At 43.4% G+C, this 19,921-nt stretch carries 19 protein-coding genes; all 19 read left to right on the top strand.

Annotation, left to right across the window (positions count from 1 at the left end; all coding sequences use genetic code 11):
- The first annotated feature begins 73 nt into the window (after positions 1-73).
- The 19 genes from FZ941_RS03150 (at position 74) to FZ941_RS03060 (ending at position 19,767) form a co-directional block, all read left to right on the top strand.
- On the top strand, positions 74-664 hold the full coding sequence (locus FZ941_RS03150) for an ATP-dependent Clp protease proteolytic subunit (protein ID WP_015605185.1): 591 nt from the start codon (positions 74-76) through the stop codon (positions 662-664).
- 87 nt (positions 665-751) lie between these two features.
- A complete protein-coding gene (locus FZ941_RS03145; RefSeq protein ID WP_148886813.1) occupies positions 752-1,021 on the top strand; it encodes a DUF2129 domain-containing protein in 270 nt (89 codons plus the stop codon).
- Positions 1,022-1,120: 99 nt separating this feature from the next.
- Complete coding sequence (locus FZ941_RS03140) at positions 1,121-2,278, top strand: ABC transporter substrate-binding protein (protein ID WP_148886812.1); 1,158 nt, start codon at positions 1,121-1,123, stop codon at positions 2,276-2,278.
- Positions 2,279-2,432: 154 nt separating this feature from the next.
- Entirely contained in the window at positions 2,433-3,302 is an 870-nt protein-coding gene (locus FZ941_RS03135; protein WP_187418374.1) for a branched-chain amino acid ABC transporter permease, read from the top strand.
- Between the two features lie 3 nt (positions 3,303-3,305).
- Complete coding sequence (locus tag FZ941_RS03130; RefSeq protein WP_148886810.1) at positions 3,306-4,259, top strand: branched-chain amino acid ABC transporter permease; 954 nt, start codon at positions 3,306-3,308, stop codon at positions 4,257-4,259.
- Positions 4,259-5,023: an ABC transporter ATP-binding protein gene (locus FZ941_RS03125; protein ID WP_148886809.1), complete on the top strand. Its 765-nt coding sequence runs from the start codon at positions 4,259-4,261 to the stop codon at positions 5,021-5,023. Before FZ941_RS03130 ends, FZ941_RS03125 begins: the two co-directional genes overlap by 1 nt.
- Complete coding sequence (locus tag FZ941_RS03120) at positions 5,023-5,733, top strand: ABC transporter ATP-binding protein (RefSeq protein ID WP_005589511.1); 711 nt, start codon at positions 5,023-5,025, stop codon at positions 5,731-5,733. Before FZ941_RS03125 ends, FZ941_RS03120 begins: the two co-directional genes overlap by 1 nt.
- Before the next feature lie 759 nt (positions 5,734-6,492).
- Entirely contained in the window at positions 6,493-7,335 is an 843-nt protein-coding gene (locus tag FZ941_RS03115; protein ID WP_148886808.1) for an NAD(P)H-hydrate dehydratase, read from the top strand.
- Between the two features lie 222 nt (positions 7,336-7,557).
- On the top strand, positions 7,558-7,782 hold the full coding sequence (locus FZ941_RS03110) for a helix-turn-helix domain-containing protein (protein WP_005589514.1): 225 nt from the start codon (positions 7,558-7,560) through the stop codon (positions 7,780-7,782).
- 102 nt (positions 7,783-7,884) lie between these two features.
- The gene (gene xseA, locus FZ941_RS03105; RefSeq protein WP_148886807.1) at positions 7,885-9,225 is read left to right on the top strand and encodes an exodeoxyribonuclease VII large subunit; all 1,341 of its coding nucleotides are present in this window, start codon (positions 7,885-7,887) and stop codon (positions 9,223-9,225) included.
- Positions 9,203-9,415, top strand: coding sequence for an exodeoxyribonuclease VII small subunit (locus FZ941_RS03100; protein ID WP_005589516.1), 213 nt, complete (start codon positions 9,203-9,205; stop codon positions 9,413-9,415). Before xseA ends, FZ941_RS03100 begins: the two co-directional genes overlap by 23 nt.
- Complete coding sequence (locus FZ941_RS03095; protein WP_148886806.1) at positions 9,412-10,287, top strand: polyprenyl synthetase family protein; 876 nt, start codon at positions 9,412-9,414, stop codon at positions 10,285-10,287. The genes FZ941_RS03100 and FZ941_RS03095 overlap by 4 nt, the downstream gene beginning before the upstream one ends.
- Positions 10,280-11,104, top strand: coding sequence for a TlyA family RNA methyltransferase (locus tag FZ941_RS03090; protein ID WP_148886805.1), 825 nt, complete (start codon positions 10,280-10,282; stop codon positions 11,102-11,104). The genes FZ941_RS03095 and FZ941_RS03090 overlap by 8 nt, the downstream gene beginning before the upstream one ends.
- Positions 11,088-11,519 (top strand): arginine repressor, encoded by a 432-nt coding sequence (locus FZ941_RS03085; RefSeq protein WP_148886804.1) that lies wholly within the window; start codon positions 11,088-11,090, stop codon positions 11,517-11,519. The genes FZ941_RS03090 and FZ941_RS03085 overlap by 17 nt, the downstream gene beginning before the upstream one ends.
- 8 nt (positions 11,520-11,527) lie before the next feature.
- Positions 11,528-13,186, top strand: coding sequence for a DNA repair protein RecN (gene recN / locus FZ941_RS03080; protein WP_148886803.1), 1,659 nt, complete (start codon positions 11,528-11,530; stop codon positions 13,184-13,186).
- 52 nt (positions 13,187-13,238) lie between these two features.
- Complete coding sequence (locus tag FZ941_RS03075) at positions 13,239-13,970, top strand: metallophosphoesterase (RefSeq protein ID WP_148886802.1); 732 nt, start codon at positions 13,239-13,241, stop codon at positions 13,968-13,970.
- Positions 13,971-14,219: 249 nt separating this feature from the next.
- Entirely contained in the window at positions 14,220-18,362 is a 4,143-nt protein-coding gene (locus FZ941_RS03070) for an SHIRT domain-containing protein (RefSeq protein WP_148886801.1), read from the top strand.
- Positions 18,363-18,547: 185 nt separating this feature from the next.
- A complete protein-coding gene (locus FZ941_RS03065; RefSeq protein ID WP_148886800.1) occupies positions 18,548-19,381 on the top strand; it encodes a DegV family protein in 834 nt (277 codons plus the stop codon).
- Positions 19,382-19,491: 110 nt separating this feature from the next.
- Positions 19,492-19,767, top strand: a complete 276-nt coding sequence (locus FZ941_RS03060; protein WP_005589527.1) for an HU family DNA-binding protein — start codon at positions 19,492-19,494, stop codon at positions 19,765-19,767.
- Positions 19,768-19,921 lie beyond the last annotated feature (154 nt).

The following is a 19,921-nucleotide window of genomic DNA, read 5'->3' as shown; positions in this document are numbered from 1 at the left end:
TAAAGCAAATATTTGACCTTTTTTGACCAAAAAGATATAATAATGAATAGATCGAATGAAGGAGAAAATATTCATGATTCCTGTAGTTATTGAACAAACCAGCCGTGGTGAGCGTTCTTATGACATTTACTCACGCCTTTTAAAAGACCGTATTATCATGCTGACAGGTCCTGTTGAGGACAATATGGCTAATTCTGTTATCGCGCAGTTGCTTTTTCTAGATGCACAAGACAGCACCAAGGACATCTATCTTTATGTCAATACTCCTGGTGGCTCTGTTTCAGCAGGATTGGCGATTGTAGACACCATGAACTTCATCAAGTCTGATGTGCAGACGATCGTCATGGGAATGGCAGCCAGCATGGGAACCATCATTGCCTCTAGCGGTGCTAAGGGCAAACGTTTCATGCTTCCAAATGCAGAGTATATGATTCACCAGCCAATGGGTGGTACTGGTGGCGGTACTCAGCAAACAGATATGGCCATTGCAGCAGAGCATTTGCTTAAGACTCGTAAGACCTTGGAGCAAATTCTTGCCGACAATTCTGGTAAATCGGTTGAGCAAATTCACGCAGATGCCGAACGTGATTACTGGATGAGTGCCCAAGAAACCTTGGAATATGGTTTTATCGATGAAATCATGGCTAATAATAATCTTAGCTAGTCTTCAATTATAACTACGAAAAAATGCCCCATTTGTGGGCTTTTTTTGATATAATCAATAGAGTACAAATGACCAGAGAGGATTGTCATGTTTAAAAAAGAAGAACGAATGGGCTTAATTATTCATCTATACTATAATCGAGATGCAAAGAAGCTGGCCCATGTTGGAGATATTATTTATCATTCTAAGAAGCATCGTTATTTGCAACTTTATGTAGCGAAAGAGCAAGCGGACTCCCTAAAAGAAAGCTTGTCTAAAGAGTCTTATATCAAAAAAATCCAGCTTTGTGAGATTCAAAATCTTGATACAAATTTTGTTGGAAGTTTATTTAGAAACCAAGAAAACGCTATTATTTAAAAAAATGGCTTCTTTGGGTTGACAATTGTCAGATAATTCGGTATATTCTTACTATATCATTTGCAAACATAGCAAAAAACAAAATAGAGGAGATTATTCATGAAGAAAAAATTTGCACTTTCGCTTGTAGCTTTTGCTAGTGCTGCGCTTCTAGCAGCCTGTGGAGAAGTTTCTACAAACAACTCATCTGCTACTGGAACAGAAATCGGTAAAACACTTAAATTCGGTTTCAACTTTGAAGAAACTGGTGCTGTAGCAGCTTACGGTACTGCGGAACAACATGGTGCTCAACTTGCTGTTGATGAAATCAATGCAGCTGGTGGTGTAGACGGCAAGAAAATCGAAGTAACTGATAAAGACAACAAATCAGAAACTGCAGAAGCTGCTACTATTTCTACAAGCTTGGTAACTCAAGACAAAGTTAATACAATCATTGGTCCTGCAACTTCAGGTGCCGTCGCTGCCGCAATTGCAAATGCTGGTAAAGCAGGAGTTCCTTTGGTAACACCAAGTGCAACACAAGATGATTTGACAAATAAACAAGATTATTTGTATCGTGCAACCTTTACTGATAGTTACCAAGGTAAAGTCATCTCTAAATATGTAACAGAAAACTTGAAAGCTAAGAAAGTTGTACTCTATTATGACAACTCAAGCGACTATGCTAAAGGAATGGCCGAAGCCTTCAAGAAAGAATACAAGGGTGAAATCGTTACGACAGAAACCTTTGCTTCTGGTGACTCAGATTTCCAAGCTGCTTTGACAAAGATCAAAGGCAAAGAATTTGATTCACTGGTTGTACTAGGTTACTACACAGAAGCTGGTAAATTGGTGAACCAAGCGCGTGGTTTGGGAATTAACCAAACAATCGTTGGACCTGATGGATTTAGCGATGCCAAATTCGTTGAGCAAGCAACTCCAGCAGCAGCAACTAATGTTTATTATGTATCTGGTTTCTCAACTTCAGGTGACATGACAGATAAAGCGAAGAAATTTGTTGCAGCTTACAAAGCTAAATATAACGAAGAACCTTCAATGTTTGCAGCCCTTTCATATGACGCAGTTTATATGGCAGCAGAAGCATCTAAGGGTGCAAAAACATCTGTAGATATTAAAGATAACCTTGCTAAGTTAAAAGACTTTGAAGGAGTTACTGGATCTATTACTATCGATAAAGATCACAATCCTGTGAAGACAGCCTTGATGATTGGTTTGAAAGATGGTAAAGTAGAAACTGTTGAAACAGTTAAACCTTAATAAAGGGTCTGAGGCTGGGGACAAACCCAGTCTTTGACTTGTTTCTTACTTGCTTATGATGTTTGAGTAGAGACGGCAAGACAAGGCTTCGTCTGAGATTGTTGTTTCTGCTCTTATTTTATATTAGAAAGAGTGGTGTGGAATGCTCGAACAAATTCTTCAGCAGCTAGCCAATGGATTGATTTTGGGGAGTGTCTATGCGCTTCTGGCCTTGGGTTATACCATGGTTTACGGGATTATCAAACTGATCAATTTCGCGCATGGAGACATTTATATGATCGGTGCTTTCATGGGATATTACCTGATTAACACCCTTCACCTGAATTTCTTTGTGGCCCTAATTTTATCTATGATTGGTACAGCAATCCTCGGTGTAGTGATTGAATTCTTAGCCTATCGTCCGCTGCGCAATTCGACACGGATTGCAGCCTTGATTACGGCGATTGGGGTTTCTTTCCTTTTGGAATACGGGATGGTCTTCTTTGTAGGTGCCAATACTCGCTCCTTCCCTCAAGTGATTAAAACAGTACGTTATACGCTTGGGCCAATTTCAATTTCCAATATTCAACTAATGATTTTGGGAATTTCTATTTTACTCATGGTTGGTTTGCAGTTTATTGTGCAAAAAACCAAAATGGGTAAAGCCATGCGGGCTGTTTCCGTGGATAGCGATGCTGCCCAGCTGATGGGGATTAATGTCAATCGTACGATCAGCTTTACTTTTGCTTTGGGTTCAGCCTTGGCAGGAGCAGCAGGGGTGCTGATTGCTCTTTACTACAACTCACTTGAGCCACTGATGGGAATGACCCCAGGTATCAAGTCTTTCGTTGCGGCAGTTTTGGGAGGAATTGGTATCATCCCAGGAGCAGCTTTGGGTGGTTTTGTAATCGGTCTCTTGGAAACTTTTGCAACAGCAGTTGGACTGTCAGATTTCCGTGATGCGATTGTGTATGCGATCTTAATTATCATTCTATTGGTTCGCCCAGCTGGTATTCTAGGTAAAAATGTGAAAGAGAAGGTGTAATGTATGAAAAATAATTTAAAAGTAAATGCGTTATGGCTTGCTCTGATCCTTTTTGGTTACCTATTGCTGACAGTGCTTGCTAGCACAGGTATTCTCAATCCTTTCTATCTGCAAATCTTTGAGCAGATTGGGATTAATATTATCTTGGCTGTTGGCCTCAATCTTATCGTTGGTTTTTCTGGGCAATTCTCGCTTGGGCATGCTGGCTTTATGGCGATTGGTGCCTATGCAGTAGCTATTATGGGCTCTAAATCTCCAAACTATGGTACTTTCTTTATTGCTATGTTGGTTGGCGCTGTGATTGCAGGTGCAGTAGCTCTGCTTGTTGGTATTCCGACCCTGCGCTTAAAGGGAGACTATTTGGCGATTGCGACCCTGGGTGTTTCTGAAATTATCCGGATTCTGATTGTCAATGGAGGTGACCTGACTAATGGTGCGGCAGGTATCTTATCCATTCCTAACTTTACCTCTTGGCAGTTGGTTTATGTCTTTGTTGTAATTACAACTATTTTGACTCTTAACTTCCTCCGCAGTCCTATCGGACGTAGCACCTTGTCTGTTCGCGAGGACGAGATTGCGGCAGAGTCTGTCGGTGTCAATACAACAAAAATTAAAGTCATTGCTTTCGTTTTTGGAGCTATTACGGCTTCTATTGCAGGTTCTTTGCAGGCTGGATTTGTTGGCTCTGTTGTACCAAAAGACTATTCCTTTATCAATACAATCAATGTCTTGATTATCGTCGTTTTTGGCGGCCTTGGATCAATGACTGGAGCAATTGTTGCGGCAGTAGTATTGGGTATCCTCAATATGCTTTTACAAGATATCTCAAGCGTTCGGATGATCGTTTATTCACTTGCCTTAATCTTGGTGATGATTTTCCGTCCAGGCGGCTTGCTTGGTACTTGGGAATTGAGCTTGTCTAAGCTCCTTAAAAAGAATAAGGAGGTCAAAGAATAATGGCGCTTCTTGAAGTAAAAAAATTAACCAAAAATTTCGGAGGACTGACAGCTGTTAGTGATGTAAGTCTGGAATTGAACGAGGGTGAACTGGTCGGTCTTATCGGTCCCAACGGTGCTGGGAAAACAACGCTTTTCAACCTTTTGACAGGGGTCTACGAGCCGAGTGAGGGAACGGTCACTTTGGATGGTCACTTGCTGAATGGCAAGCAACCTTATAAAATTGCGACTCTGGGTCTCAGTCGGACCTTCCAAAATATTCGCCTTTTTAAAGATTTGACTGTGTTGGACAATGTATTGATTGCTTTCGGGAATCACCATAAACCTCACGTGTTGGCTTCTTTCTTCCGCCTTCCAGCATTTTATAAAAATGAAGAAGAATTGAAAGCGAAAGCTTTGGAATTGCTAGCCATCTTTGACTTGGATAAGGAAGCAGAAACCTTGGCTAAAAATTTAGCTTATGGTCAACAGCGTCGTCTGGAGATTGTCCGAGCGCTTGCCACAGAGCCAAAGATTCTCTTCTTGGATGAGCCAGCTGCTGGGATGAATCCACAGGAAACAGCTGAGCTGACTGCCCTGATCCGTCGGATTAAAAATGAATTTAACATTACCATCATGCTGATTGAGCATGATATGAGTCTGGTTATGGAAGTAACTGAGCGCATCTACGTACTAGAGTACGGTCGCTTGATTGCCCACGGCACACCAGATGAGATTAAGAATGACAAACGCGTTATTGAAGCTTATCTAGGAGGTGAAGCCTAATGTCCATGCTCAAAGTTGAAAATCTATCTGTCCACTATGGCATGATTCAGGCTGTCCGTGATGTCAGCTTTGAAGTCAACGAAGGAGAGGTTGTTTCCCTTATCGGTGCCAATGGTGCTGGTAAAACGACTATCCTTCGCACGATCTCTGGTTTGGTTCGCCCAAGTGCTGGGAAGATTGAATTTTTAGGCAATGAAATTCAAAAAGTGCCTGCTCAAAAGATTGTAGCTGCGGGGCTTTCGCAAGTTCCAGAAGGCCGTCATATCTTTCCAGGTTTGACCGTTTTGGAAAATCTTGAAATGGGAGCTTTTCTTAAGAAAAATCGTGAAGAGAACCAAGCCAATCTCAAAAAGGTCTTCTCTCGTTTTCCACGCTTGGAAGAGCGTAAGAACCAAGATGCAGCGACTCTATCTGGTGGTGAGCAGCAGATGCTAGCTATGGGCCGAGCGCTCATGTCTACGCCTAAACTCTTACTCTTGGATGAGCCGTCAATGGGGCTGGCTCCTATCTTCATCCAAGAAATCTTTGACATCATCCAAGATATTCAAAAGCAGGGTACAACTGTGCTTTTGATCGAGCAAAATGCCAACAAGGCACTCTCTATCGCAGACCGTGGTTATGTTCTTGAAACAGGAAAAATTGTTCTATCTGGAACAGGCCAAGAACTTCTCGCTTCTGACGAAGTCCGAAAAGCATATCTAGGTGGCTGAAACAATCCGGTGGATTGTTTCAGGTTGCAGATGGGAGCTCGCGAGAGCGAGTTTTCGTTTATTAATGTCCATTGGACCTTTTTAAGTTGCAGATAAAGAAAACAGAGTTTTCTTCAAAATGTCTGGGAGACATTTTTAGGTTGTTGATAGAAAGTTACGGTAGTAACTTAACATTTAGAAAAGGTCCACTGGACCTTTTTTGTTTTCAAGATAAATTTGTTTATTTGGATGAGCCGATAGCCGTTTTTGGTTACAAGCAAAGAGTTGCAGTGGTAACTGAATGTTTTTAAAAATCCGCTGTTTTTTTAGATTAGACTAGAGTTTCGTGGTATAGTTTTCTTTGATGGAAGTTTCCATTTTTTAAGTGCTGTGGTAGTAAGCAATATAATAGTTTCAAACGGCCTTTTCTCTGAATCGGTTTCTTCATTTTAAGTATCGAGCGAAAATATGGTAAAATATGGGAGAAGAAAAATTGCTCGGGTCGAAATGAAGAATGGAAATTTCGGAAAAAATTGTCAAAGTATAGGATATACGTATTAGCGGTAACTGGTGAGATGGAGAGTCATTTTAGCTTTTGATTTTGAAGTGAAAAAAGATAATGCTTTTTGTTGGCCTCAACACTGTTCTCTTACGCAACTAGAATTCAATAAAGATATGCTTATGAGGGATAGAAAATGGCAGTTAAATTTCTTTGCTTAATGTGCTTGAGCGGGTAATATTGGTTTTTGGAAACATTTAAATGGCTATAGAGGATCAAAGATGAAACTAGTCAGTGACAGGCTTTTGAAAAAGGTTATTATAAATCGATCGCCAGACAGTCATAAAGGTGACTATGGTCGTTTGCTATTGATTGGTGGGACCTATCCTTACGGAGGGGCTATTATCATGGCTGCTTTGGCCGCAGTAAGGAGCGGAGCTGGTTTGGTGACTGTTGCAACTGAACGGGAAAATATTCCCGCCCTCCATGCTCATTTGCCAGAGGCTATGGCCTTTGATTTGTGGGAGCAAGAGCGGCTGATGGAGCAGATCCGCAAGGCTACTGTTATTTTAATCGGACCGGGTTTGGCTGAAAATTCTTTAGGGAAATCGGTGCTGCAGTTGGTTTTACAGCTTGTAAACAAGCAACAAATCTTGATTATGGATGGGGGCGCTACCTCGCTTTTTGCCAAGCAAGCTCTGCCTTTTCCAAACTCCCAGACAATTTTTACCCCTCACCAGAAAGAATGGGAAAGCTTGTCTGGCTTGCCCATCGAGTCACAGGACGAGAAATCTAGTCAAAAGGCTGTTGACCAATTTCCTAAGGGGACTCTAGTTGTACAGAAAAGGAACGGAACGCGAGTTTTTCAGAGTGGGGAAAAGGATGTTTATCAACTGCAGGTTGGTGGCCCCTATCAAGCAACTGGCGGTATGGGAGATACCTTGGCAGGAATGATTGCCGGCTTTGCCGGTCAATTTGAGCAGGTTTCACTTTTTGAAAGAGTAACAGCTGCGACCTACTTGCATTCAGCCATTGCGGATGAGTTAGCCAAAGAAGTTTATGTGGTGTTACCGACAGAATTGAGTCAACAAATTTCAACTTGGATGAAAAATTTTAGTCAATAAATCTTGGGAGGCTTGGAAAAATCCGAGTCTCTTTTTGTGATTTTGGGAATCTTGTCCCGACTGGGAAAAACTAGGATTTTTCTTCTTTTTCACATGATCTATTTTTTAAATATATATTAAAAAAGTTAATACGATAGAAAACTTTTTTGTGCTATAATAAAAACAAAGTATGAGAGTTAAAAGTATAAAAACTAGTAGAAAAGGATAAGTGCGGAAAGTGCCATGTCAGAGCTAAAAGTAGCAATTGGGAAAAAAATTCGAGAACTGCGGGAACAACGTAAAATGACAAGGGAATTGCTGTGTGAAGATGAGACTCGTTTGACGGTCAGACAGCTAGCTCGTATTGAGGCGGGCGATTCGATTCCTAGTTTACTAACCTTAGAATTCATTGCGCAACAGTTGCGCATTGAAATGTATCAAATTATTAAGGAAAGTACAAAATCTTAGTGATTTTTATCATGAAAATTGGGAACTTGGAAGCACTGACTTCCTCCATTTTTTGGTATAATAAAAGTTACGGCAAATACTAGAAAATAGAAAGGGAGCGACATGCCAGATTATTTATCGGTTTCTACTTTGACCCGTTATCTGAAGATGAAGTTTGACCGAGATCCTTATTTGGAGCGGGTTTATCTGACAGGTCAGGTCTCCAATTTTCGCAAGCGCCCCAATCACCAGTATTTTTCCCTTAAGGATGAGAAGGCAGTGATTCAGGCGACTATCTGGTCAGGTGTTTATAAAAAGCTTGGTTTTGAACTAGAAGAGGGCATGAAGGTCAATGTCATTGGTCGCGTGCAGCTCTATGAGCCAAGTGGTTCCTATTCGATTGTCATTGAAAAGGCTGAGCCAGACGGCATTGGCGCCTTGGCTGTTCAGTTCGAGCAGCTCAAAAAAAAGCTGGGAGAAGAAGGTCTTTTCCAAGATAAGTTTAAACAGCCCTTACCTCAATTTCCTAAGAAAATTGGGGTGGTGACCAGTCCTAGCGGGGCTGTCATCCGAGATATCATCACGACAGTCAGCCGCCGTTTTCCAGGCGTGGATATCCTGCTTTATCCGACCAAGGTTCAGGGCGAAGGAGCGGCCACCGAGGTAGCTACTAATATCAGTCGAGCCAATGAGCGAGAAGATTTGGATGTTTTGATTATTGGTCGGGGCGGCGGGTCCATCGAGGATCTTTGGGCTTTTAATGAGGAAGTGGTGGTGCGAGCCATATTTGAGTCTCGGATTCCGATCATTTCCAGCGTGGGGCACGAAACAGACACGACTCTGGCTGACTTTGTGGCAGACCGACGTGCAGCAACCCCCACAGCAGCAGCGGAATTGGCCACGCCAGTCACCAAGCTGGATCTTCTGGGGCATTTGAGCCAGCAGCAGAATCGCCTGTCCAATGCAGTTTCAAATCGACTGGCTTACCAGCGGGAACGATTGCACAAGCTGGCTTCCTCTGTTATTTTTCGGCAGCCAGAGCGACTTTATGATGGCTATCTGCAAAAGATAGACCAGCTTAATCTGCGTTTAAAGCAAAAAATTCGCGAATATTATAGTGAAGAAGTCCAGCAGGTCAAGATTCTCCAGCATCGCTTGGAATCTTTGTCACCTCTGCGGCAGGTGCAGCGCTATCAGGAGCAGGTTCAGCAGCAAGAGCGCTTGTTGCGTAGCAATATGGCAGTGATCTATGATCATAAGGTGGCTGAAGCCAAACGGCTGTCAGATGCGCTACTCATGCTGGATACCAGTCGCATTGTGGCGCGGGGCTATGCTATTATTCAAAAAAATGAAACAGTAATCGAGTCCAGTCAGGATATCAAGGAGAAGGACCAGCTGACCATTCTCATGCGGGATGGTCAAGTCCAAGTTGAGGTAAAAGATGTCAAAAGACAAAAAATTTGAAGAAAACTTAGCTGATTTGGAAGCTATTGTCCAGAAGTTGGAAAATGGAGACGTGGCCTTGGAAGAGGCCATCGCTGAATTCCAGAAGGGCATGCAGCTGTCTAAAGACTTGCAAAAGACGCTAGATCAGGCAGAGAAGACCTTGGTCAAGGTCATGCAGGCGGATGGCACGGAAACGGATATGGAATGACAAGAGAGCATAAAATCAGGCAAATTGGCCTGATGATTCAAGATTTTTATCAGAGCAAGGAAGTGTCATCGGATTTGACTGAGACCATTCTCTATTCTGTCGAGGCTGGTGGCAAGCGGATCCGCCCTCTCTTGCTTTTGGAGTTGCTGGAGGGATTTGGTCTGGAATTAACTCCCGCTCACTTTCAGGTGGCAGCAGCTCTGGAGATGATTCACACTGGTAGCCTGATCCATGATGATTTGCCAGCTATGGATAATGATGACTACCGCCGAGGCCGTCTGACCAGCCACAAGAAATTTGGGGAGGATATGGCCATTTTGGCGGGAGATTCTCTCTTTTTGGATCCTTATGGTTTGGTGGCAATGACAGAGCTCCCTAGTCAGGTCAAGGTGGATCTGATAGCAGAGCTGTCTTTGGCGGCTGGTTCCTTTGGTATGGTGGCTGGGCAGGTTTTGGATATGCAGGGAGAAGGTCGCAAGTTGACCATGGACCAGCTCCAGTCCATCCATGCCAATAAGACAGGCAAGCTCTTGGCCTATCCTTTTGTAGCAGCGGGGATCATTGCTCAGACTGGTCAATCAGTCCTAGGGAAGCTCCGTCAAGCGGGAGAGCTCTTGGGTTTGGCTTTTCAGGTGCGGGATGATATTTTAGATGTGACAGCCAGTTTTGAGCAGATTGGTAAGACACCGCAGAAGGACCTGGCGGCTGAGAAATCAACTTATCCAGCCTTACTAGGTTTGGATGGAGCTAGAGCTTTTTTCGATGAAACGCTGGAACAAGCGAAAAGTCTACTGGGGCAACTAGAAAAAGAAAGTGATTTTTCAGCTAAAGAAATTCAAAAAATAATAGAAAGTTTGAGACTGGATGGCTAAGGAGAGAGTGGATGTACTGGCCTATCGACAAGGACTCTTTGAGACTCGAGAACAGGCCAAGCGTGGAGTGATGGCTGGTCTGGTCGTGTCACTTGCGAATGGAGAGCGCTTTGATAAGCCGGGTGAAAAAATCGATGATGGAACAGAGCTCAAGCTCAAGGGAGAAAAACTTAAGTATGTCAGTCGGGGCGGCCTAAAATTAGAAAAGGCTTTGCAAGTGTTTGGCCTTTCGGTGGCAGACCGAGTGGCCTTGGATATCGGAGCTTCGACCGGTGGCTTTACCGATGTTATGTTGCAGAATGGAGCTAAGCTGGTCTATGCTGTTGATGTTGGGACTAACCAGTTGGCATGGAAACTTCGCCAAGATGAACGGGTTATCAGCATGGAGCAGTTCAATTTTCGCTATGCCGAGCCAGCTGATTTTGACTTTCAGCCCAGCTTTGCCAGCATTGACGTCAGCTTTATCTCGCTCAGCTTGATTTTGCCGGCCCTCTATCAGATTTTAGATGAGGGAGGTCAGGTCGTGGCCTTGATTAAGCCTCAGTTCGAGGCTGGTCGCGAGCAGATTGGCAAGAAGGGGATTATCAAGGACAAGAAAGTTCATTTGGCGGTACTGGAAACCGTGACAGCCTTTATGGTAGAAGCAGGTTTTTCAGTCAAAGGTTTAGATTTTTCTCCGATTCAAGGCGGGCATGGCAATGTTGAATTTCTAGCCTTTCTGGAGAAAAGCGAGCAGCCGAAAAATGACTTGGAGCAAGACTTAGTCGCTGTCGTAGAGGCAGCCCACAAGGAATTTAAAGATGAAGAAGAAGGATAGATTAGAGAAAATCAGACGATTTGTCAGCGAATTTGAGATTGGCACCCAAGAGGAAATTGTGGAACATCTCAGGGAGTCTGGTATTACAGCGACACAGGCAACGGTTTCACGAGACATCAAGGAGCTAGGGATTGTAAAAATCCCTTTTAAAGATAATACCTATATCTATGAGCTTCCTAAAACAGCGACCAATAGTCTGAAGTTAGCAGAAAATAATATTTTGGCCTGTCAGAATCTAGGAAATATGCTCAATCTCAATCTGGTGCCAGGGAGTGCAGCGGTGGTCAAACGCCACCTGAGTAAAGAATTTTCTGAGGAAATTTTCAGCATCATTGCGGATAATGACAGTATCTTAGTCGTTGCAGTGAGTGAAAGTGCAGCCCAAAAAGTCACGGCTGAAATCAATAATTGGTAGGAAAGTCTATGTTATTAGAAATTTCGATTAAAAATTTTGCCATTATTGAGGAGATTTCCCTTAATTTTGAGCAAGGTATGACGGTTTTGACCGGGGAAACCGGAGCCGGTAAGTCTATTATTATTGACGCGATGAACATGATGCTGGGCAGCCGTGCTACGACGGATGTTATTCGTCATGGAGCCCCCAAGGCTGAGATAGAGGGACTTTTTTCGCTGGAAAATAGCCGAGCTTTGCGAGAGATTTTTGAGGAGCAGGGCTGGGAGCTGACCGATGAGCTGATTATCCGTCGGGAAATCCTGCAAAACGGCCGCAGTGTCAGCCGTATCAATGGCCAGATGGTTAATCTGTCTGTTCTAAAGGCTGTCGGCCAGCATTTGGTGGATATCCATGGTCAGCATGATCAGGAAGAACTGATGAGACCTCAGCTTCATATTGCTATGTTAGACGAGTTTGGAACAGCAGACTTTTTAAATCTCAAAGGCTGCTATCAGGAATCCTTTGACCGCTATCGAAGCCTGCGTAAGAAAGTCCTGACTTTGCAGAAAAATCAGCAGGAGCATAAGGCCAGGATTGAGATGCTGGAGTTTCAGATGGCGGAGATTGAGAGCGCAGCCCTCAAAAGCGGTGAAGATACTGCCCTGCATCAGGAGCGGGACCGCTTGCTCAACCACAAATTCATTGCCGATACGCTGACGAACGCCTATACCATGCTGGATAATGAAGATTTTTCCAGTCTGACCAATGTCCGATCAGCTATGAATGACCTTGAGTCTATCGAGGATTACGATCCAGCCTACAAGGAACTGTCTGGCAGCTTGTCAGAGACTTATTATGTCTTGGAAGATGTCAGCAAGCGCCTAGAGGATATTTTGGATGGACTGGATTTTGACGGAGATCGTTTGCTGCAGGTCGAGAGTCGCCTAGACTTGATTAACAGCATCACACGTAAATACGGTGGCCAAGTAGATGATGTGCTGGAATACTTTGCTCAGATTTCCAAAGAATACAGCCTTTTAACTGGAAGTAACTTGTCCTCAGAGGATATGGACCAAGAGCTGAAGGCCTTGGAGAGAGAGCTGGTAGAGCTGGCCCAGGAGCTGAGTCAAGCTCGTCACGGCCTAGCAGCCCAGCTGGAAGCAGAAATCAAGCAGGAGCTGCAGGATCTCTACATGGAAAAGGCACGCTTTAAAGTGCAGTTCAGTAAGGGCAAGTTCAACCGTGAAGGCAATGAGCAAGTAGAATTCTACATCTCGGCAAATCCGGGCGAGGATTTCAAACCTTTGGTGAAGGTTGCGTCTGGTGGGGAGCTCTCCCGTCTCATGTTGGCTATCAAGTCAGCTTTTTCTCGTAAGGAAGGCAAGACCAGCATTGTCTTTGACGAAGTGGATACGGGCGTTTCTGGCCGTGTGGCTCAAGCCATCGCTCAGAAGATTTACAAGATTGGCTCCAACGGTCAAGTCTTGGCAATTTCCCATCTGCCGCAGGTCATTGCGATTGCCGATTATCAATTCTTTATTGAGAAGATTTCGGATGAGAATTCGACCGTCTCAACGGTTCGGCTGCTGACGGCTGACGAGCGTGTTCAGGAAGTTGCTAAGATGCTGGCTGGCGAAGATGTAACGGATGCTGCTTTGACTCAAGCCAGAGAATTATTAAAAAAATAAACAAGCGAGGCTGAGACACTAGTGTTTCGGTCTCCTTTAGAAAGTGACGACTATGACAGAATATTTTGCAATTGGTGATGTCCATGGTAAGGCAGGCATGCTTGATGAGTTGCTCCAACACTGGGATGGTCGCAGCCAACTAGTTTTTCTAGGGGACTTGATCGATCGTGGCGAAGACAGCCGAGCAGTTTTGGAGCGGGTCAAGGATTTAGTGGAGCAGAAAGGAGCTATCTGTCTTTCTGGCAATCATGAGTATATGTTTCTGACCTGGCTGGACAATCCTGAAAAATCTTATGACCATTACCGACGCAATGGCGGAGATACGACGATTAATTCGCTTTTGGGCCGGCCTCTCAATGCTCCTGTAGATGGAGTAGCGGATGCAGAACGTGTCAAGACGGAGACGGCCGATTTAGTAGATTTTATTCGTCAGATGCCTTTCCTATTGGAGACGGAGCAGTACATTTTTGTCCATGCTGGCCTAGATTTGGAACTGAAAGACTGGCGAGAGACCAGTGATTATCAAAAAGTTTGGATTCGTGCGCCTTTTCATGAAGGCAGCAATCAGACTGGCAAAAGGATCGTCTTTGGTCATACGCCGACATTTTACCTCTTGCATGAGGCGCCAGGAACAGATCAACTATGGATGACTGAGGATGGCAAGATTGGCATGGATGGCGGAGCTGTTTATGGCGGAGTCCTCCACGGTATTCTTTTCGGTGAGAATGGCATCATAGAGCACTATGCGATTAGAAATGATGGTTTTGCAGCAGAGGACAAATAGAATATTTGCCTGCTAGCGTCTTGATAGAGAAATCAAGAAGATTGAAGAAGCCCTTTTAGTGTTTTTTCAATCTTTTTTTGTACCTAACAGAAAGTAAATGAAGATAGAAGTATAGTCAATACCTATTTTTACTTATGATGATTATTTATTTCATAGGAAACCAAAAACGTGAAGAATAGGCTCTCCTAATATGCAATTATCGCTATTTATGCTATAATAGTTGCCAAGAAAGTAAAAGAGGAGGAAAGGATGTCTTTTCAGGATAGAAAGATAAAATATTCGATCCGCAAATTATCAGTTGCTACTGTGTCCCTTGCGATTGGATTTTTGTTTGCACCCACTGCGATTGGAGTGGACCAAACAGTTCACGCAGATGAGCTCGAATCTACAGCACAAGTGGGGAATAAGTCAGATAATCAAGCCTCAGAAAGAGCGTCTGAAGCAACAAAAATAGAGAATCAAGTGACAACTTCAGCGATGGCTTCTGCGTCAGTACAAGCAGAGACTAAAGAAGACAATCAAGCCATCATAAAATCTGCTACCCCTACTGTGACAGAGACGAGTCAAGTGACAGATTCAACTGCTCTTAGAAATTCTCAACCAGCTGCTGAAACGGTTCAGCCATCCACAGGAGGAGCTGCACAGTCGCCCTCTGCAAACGTTAGTCTGAAGAAGAGTGCTTTAGAAAACTATCTCAAAGAGTTGCGCAACAAGGATTTTTCAAGGAAAACAGATGAGAGTTTAGAAATCCTTAATGATTTGATGACAGCGGCTGATAGCGTGCTTCAAACTGCGACAAAGCAAGAAGAAATTGATAAAGTTTACCGAAATCTGGTAACCTTCGTTAATTCGGGACTTCGTAGTAAAAATTCAAAAGTCATCTTGGGAAAGGATAAAATTCCTTCAAGAGAAGCAGAGTCTGGAGATACTTCCTCTAAAGGAAAATTGCCTGAGGATTCTGCAAAACAGACTGATACTACCTACAGAGTAGAATATAAATTTAAGAACTCAACTCCGATCTATCCTCTGCCCAATAAAATTCGCTCATTGCTTCCAGCTGCTAGTGAATTTGTAGCTCAAGCGGACGATTACAAAGATGTGATTCAACTTGAGCCAACTACAGTAAGTGTTCCAACTGGTACTTGGACTTTCAATGGTTTTGATACAGCTAAATATGGAAAAGCTATTGCAGGAACGAAAGTCAAAACCATAACTGGAACGTGGAGCTTTGAGCCAAATGGTGTTGACTATGAGTTCCAGTCAACCAATCCTGATATTGCATTACCAGATCATATCGCCAAGCTGACTCCGAAAAATCCAACTGATTATAAGATGGGCGGCCTGTTTCTTACAGAAGTAGATGCTGAGCAACCAAGTGAAACGACTTATGTTGATAGAGCAAATAAGGTAACTTGGAGATTCGAAGGATACGATAAAGAAAAAGTCATTATTGGAGTAGGAAGACGAACTTTTGTTGGAAGATGGGCCCCCACTCCTAATCCAGAATATGTATTCAAATCATCTAAAGCAGGTGTTCCATTGCCACAAAGTATCTTGGACATGCTTCCGAAAGATGAGACCTCTTACAAGGTTGGTGACACAATTGTAGCTAAACAACCGGCTAAAGAATCAGTAGAAGAAGCTGAAAAAGATTACATATGGACCTTCAAGGGATATGATCACAAGAATGCGACTTATGATGGCAAGCGCGTGATATATACTGGTATATGGGAAGTAACGCCTAGACCCCACCATGTAAGCTATCGTTTTGAAAGTGGGACGACTGGACTTTCTTTACCTGACTTTATCCAGAAGAAAACACCAAAAGACACCTCAACTTACTACAATAAACAAAAAGTTCTACCAGAAGAGCTAACTACAACGACGCATACAGATGATGTGAACGACGGTATCTGGACTTTTGTTGGTTACGATGCTAAGAGTAAGACTGTGAAAAAGGCTGATCTAGCTTTCGTTGGTAAGTGGGAGTTTAAGGCGAATCAGTATCAAGTAGCTTACCGATTCGAAAGTGCGACCGCAGGTAAAGATCTCCCAGCAGCTATCACTGCCTTATCTCTAAATGATAGTACAACTTATGTGAATGGCGCAGCAGTTTCAGCTAAACAACCCGCTCAAACGACTTACACAGATACCGTGAATGACGGTACATGGACGTTTAAGGGTTACGGCGCAGATAGCACCGTTGTCAACAAAGCTAATGTGGATTTTGTAGGCAAATGGGAATTTAAGGAAAACCAGTATCGAGCAGGTTACCGCTTCGAAAGTGCGACTGCTGGGAAGAATCTTCCAGTAGCTATTACAGCCTTGACTCCAAGCGACAGTGCGACCTATCTGAATGGTGTTGCAGTTTCTGCTAAGCAGCCAATCCAAACTACCTACATAGACGTAGTGAACGATGGTATCTGGACCTTTAAGAGGTATATTCCAGCTGGCGCAGTGGTCAATAAGGCAGATGTTACCTTTGTTGGTCAGTGGGAATTTAGAGCCAATAAGTACCAAGCAAGTTACCGCTTCGAAGGTGCAACATCAGGCAAAGCTCTTCCGTCAGCCATCACTGTCTTGACTCCAAGCGACAGTGCAACTTATGTGAATGGCGCAGCAGTTTCAGCTAAACAACCCGCTCAAATGACATACACAGACACTGTCAACGACGGTACATGGACGTTTAAGGGTTACAACGCAGACAATGCAGTCGTGAACAAGGCTAATGTTGAGTTTGTAGGTAAATGGACCTTTGAAGCCAATAAGTACCAAGCTACTTATCGCTTCGAGAGCGCAACAGCAGATAAAACTCTTCCGTCAGCCATCTCAGCATTGACCCCAAGCGACAGTGCAACCTATGTGAATGGTGCCTCTGTTTCAGCTCAACAACCATCCCAAACCACATACACAGATACTGTGAACGACGGTACATGGACCTTCAAGGGCTATGACGCAGCCAATGCAGTCGTGAACAAGGCTAATGTTGAGTTTGTAGGTAAGTGGGTCTTTGAAGCTAACAAGTACCAAGCAAGTTACCGCTTCGAGAGTGAGACAGCAGGTAAGGCTCTTCCAGCGGCTATCACATCCTTGATTCCAAGCGACAGTGCAAAATATGTGAATGGTGCTTCTGTTTCAGCTCAACAACCATCCCAAACCACTTACACAGATACAGTGAATGATGGCACCTGGACCTTCAAGGGTTATGACGCAGCTAGCGCCGTTGTCAACAAGGCTGATGTAGAGTTTGTAGGTAAATGGACCTTCGAAGCTAAGAAGTACCAAGCTACTTATCGCTTCGAGAGCGCAACATCAGATAAAGCTCTTCCAGCAGCCATCACCGCATTGACCCCAAGCGACAGTGTAACTTATGTGAATGGCGCCTCTGTTTCAGCTCAACAACCATCCCAAACCACTTACACAGATAGTGTGAACGACGGTACATGGACCTTCAAGGGCTATGACGCAGCCAATGCAGTCGTGAACAAGTCCAACGTAGTCTTCGCCGGTAAGTGGGAATTCAAGGCAAATCCGAAAAATGCTGAAATTTATACGCCTCGGGTAACGGAAGAAATCATCAAGGTTGGAGACAAACCAAACTTGATCGATAATGTGACGAACTTGTCAAGCCTTCCAGCTGGCACTAAGGTAGTTGATATCACACCTGTGGGTCAAATCGATACTACAAAACCAGGAACTTATAGCGGTACAGTTCGTGTTGATTATCCAGATGGTTCTTCTACTGAATTTTCTGTACCAGTTAATGTTCTGCCTGCACCGGTAACTGAAACCTATAAAGTAACCTACCGCTTCGAAGGTGCTACGGCAGACAATAACTTGCCAACAGAAGTATTGAGTCTACTTCCACAAAGTGGAACATATACTACAAGTAGTTCTGCAGCGATTGCTTTTGTTCCAGAAGCACCGATGCCTGTAGAAGTTGCTGTTGCAAGTGGTACTTGGAAATTCGTGGGTTACGAAAAAGTGGAAGAGGAAACAAGTTTAACCTTCATCGGTAAATGGGCCTTTGAAGCTAAGCAAGCTCCTAGTCCGCAACCGCAGCCACAACCGGAACCAGCGCCGCAACCGGTTCCGAAGCCACAACCACAGCCAAGTCCGGTTCCACCAGTGACTCCAGAAGTGAAGCCAGATCAAGAGACTGATTCAGCAGATAAAGCTCAAACGGATCAGCTAGTGAAGCCTGAAAGCAAACCTGTTTCAAATGATAAGCCAGCTGTCCCAACTCCAGCAGGAGATAAGGCTAAACAAGCGACCTTACCAAATACAGGTAGCACTGCTCCAGTTTCAATCGAGGGAGCAACGACAAGTGCTCTTCTTGCGAGTCTAGGATTTATGATTCTTGGTCGCAAGCGCAAAGATGATGAGGCATAAAAGGGCATCTCCTTGATGCAAGTTTTGGCTAGTGCTTCAATCAACTAGTTAAGAGTCTTCTAAGTAGCATTTTACTTAGAAGGCTCTTATTTTTCTGGGATTTATGGATTAAGCTAAGATTGATTCACAAAAATTAGGATTTTTTGGTATAATAGAGTCAATAACAGGATAAAAGTAGGGAAAATATGACAAAAATTAAAATTGTGACAGACTCTTCAATTACGATTGAGCCTGAATTAGCAAAAGATTTGAATATTACAATAGTTCCTTTGACAGTCATGATTGACGGTGTGGTCTACTCGGATGCAAATTTGAAAGAGGGAGAATTCCTTCAGTTGATGAAGTCTAGTAAAAATCTGCCTAAGACCAGCCAGCCACCAGTTGGAGTATTTGCCGAGGTTTTCGAAGATTTGTCAGCAGAAGATGTCCAAATCATCTCTATTCACATGTCTCATGCTTTATCTGGCACCGTAGAGGCAGCTCGTCAGGGTGCTACCTTGGCCAAGGCAGATGTAACAGTTGTAGACAGTTCTTTTACGGACCAAGCTATGAAATTCCAAGTCGTTGAGGCTGCTAAAATGGCAAAAGCTGGAGCGACTTTGGAGGAGATTTTAGAAAAACTTGAGGAAGTCAAAGCCAAGACAGAGCTATACATCGGCGTATCAACTTTAGAAAATTTGGTCAAAGGTGGCCGTATCGGTCGTGTGACAGGTCTGATTAGCTCGCTCTTAAATATTCGTGTCGTCATGCAGATGACAAATCATACCTTGACTCCTGTTGTCAAAGGACGGGGCGCTAAAACCTTTAAGAAATGGCTGGATGACTTGAAAGAGTCTCTGAAAGAAAAGGAAATTGAAGAAATCGGAATTTCCTATGCGGGTGGACCAGAATTTGCTAATCAAATGAAGGAAGAGCTGCAGGAGTTTGTTGAACAACCAATCCCTGTCTTAGAAACAGGTTCCATCATCCAAACTCACACTGGAGAAAATGCATGGGCTGTTCTAGTTCGCTATAAATAAGGTAAATTATTTGTAAAATATCTGCTTAAGACTTGACCTAGACGCTTTTTTTAGATATGATAATATCTGTTAGGGTTATTAACCCAGAAAAAAATTGGAGGATTTGTTAAATGGCTAACAAACAAGATTTGATCGCAAAAGTGGCAGAAGCTACAGAATTGACTAAAAAAGATTCAGCAGCAGCAGTTGACGCTGTATTTGCAGCAGTTACAGAATACCTTTCAAAAGGTGAAAAAGTTCAATTGATCGGTTTTGGTAACTTTGAAGTTCGTGAGCGTGCAGCACGTAAAGGTCGCAACCCACAAACTGGTAAAGAAATCACAATCGCAGCTTCTAAAGTTCCAGCTTTCAAAGCAGGTAAAGCTCTTAAGGACGCTGTTAAATAAGACAAAAATCAAAAGCCTACTGTATCAAGCTTTCTAGCTTGTGCAGTAGGTTTTTTCTTATGTTTTGGCATAACATCAATCATCGTAACTATTTTTCTCAGCTTTCTAGAAGACACAATATTTGTTTGTTAGAGAAAACAGCAAAAATCAGGAT

This window comes from Streptococcus sp. Marseille-P6264 (assembly GCF_902460355.1).
Lineage (GTDB): Bacteria > Bacillota > Bacilli > Lactobacillales > Streptococcaceae > Streptococcus.
Note: the sequence above shows the minus strand (reverse complement) of the source record. Positions and strands in the feature narration are given on the sequence as shown.

Coding starts and splice junctions, on each gene's coding strand:
- FZ941_RS03150 (WP_015605185.1), top strand. CDS start 74: ATGATTCCTGTAGTTATTGAACAAACCAGCCGTGGTGAGCGTTCTTAT.
- FZ941_RS03145 (WP_148886813.1), top strand. CDS start 752: ATGTTTAAAAAAGAAGAACGAATGGGCTTAATTATTCATCTATACTAT.
- FZ941_RS03140 (WP_148886812.1), top strand. CDS start 1,121: ATGAAGAAAAAATTTGCACTTTCGCTTGTAGCTTTTGCTAGTGCTGCG.
- FZ941_RS03130 (WP_148886810.1), top strand. CDS start 3,306: ATGAAAAATAATTTAAAAGTAAATGCGTTATGGCTTGCTCTGATCCTT.
- FZ941_RS03125 (WP_148886809.1), top strand. CDS start 4,259: ATGGCGCTTCTTGAAGTAAAAAAATTAACCAAAAATTTCGGAGGACTG.
- FZ941_RS03120 (WP_005589511.1), top strand. CDS start 5,023: ATGTCCATGCTCAAAGTTGAAAATCTATCTGTCCACTATGGCATGATT.
- FZ941_RS03115 (WP_148886808.1), top strand. CDS start 6,493: ATGAAACTAGTCAGTGACAGGCTTTTGAAAAAGGTTATTATAAATCGA.
- FZ941_RS03110 (WP_005589514.1), top strand. CDS start 7,558: ATGTCAGAGCTAAAAGTAGCAATTGGGAAAAAAATTCGAGAACTGCGG.
- xseA (WP_148886807.1), top strand. CDS start 7,885: ATGCCAGATTATTTATCGGTTTCTACTTTGACCCGTTATCTGAAGATG.
- FZ941_RS03100 (WP_005589516.1), top strand. CDS start 9,203: ATGTCAAAAGACAAAAAATTTGAAGAAAACTTAGCTGATTTGGAAGCT.
- FZ941_RS03095 (WP_148886806.1), top strand. CDS start 9,412: ATGACAAGAGAGCATAAAATCAGGCAAATTGGCCTGATGATTCAAGAT.
- FZ941_RS03090 (WP_148886805.1), top strand. CDS start 10,280: ATGGCTAAGGAGAGAGTGGATGTACTGGCCTATCGACAAGGACTCTTT.
- FZ941_RS03085 (WP_148886804.1), top strand. CDS start 11,088: ATGAAGAAGAAGGATAGATTAGAGAAAATCAGACGATTTGTCAGCGAA.
- recN (WP_148886803.1), top strand. CDS start 11,528: ATGTTATTAGAAATTTCGATTAAAAATTTTGCCATTATTGAGGAGATT.
- FZ941_RS03075 (WP_148886802.1), top strand. CDS start 13,239: ATGACAGAATATTTTGCAATTGGTGATGTCCATGGTAAGGCAGGCATG.
- FZ941_RS03070 (WP_148886801.1), top strand. CDS start 14,220: ATGTCTTTTCAGGATAGAAAGATAAAATATTCGATCCGCAAATTATCA.
- FZ941_RS03065 (WP_148886800.1), top strand. CDS start 18,548: ATGACAAAAATTAAAATTGTGACAGACTCTTCAATTACGATTGAGCCT.
- FZ941_RS03060 (WP_005589527.1), top strand. CDS start 19,492: ATGGCTAACAAACAAGATTTGATCGCAAAAGTGGCAGAAGCTACAGAA.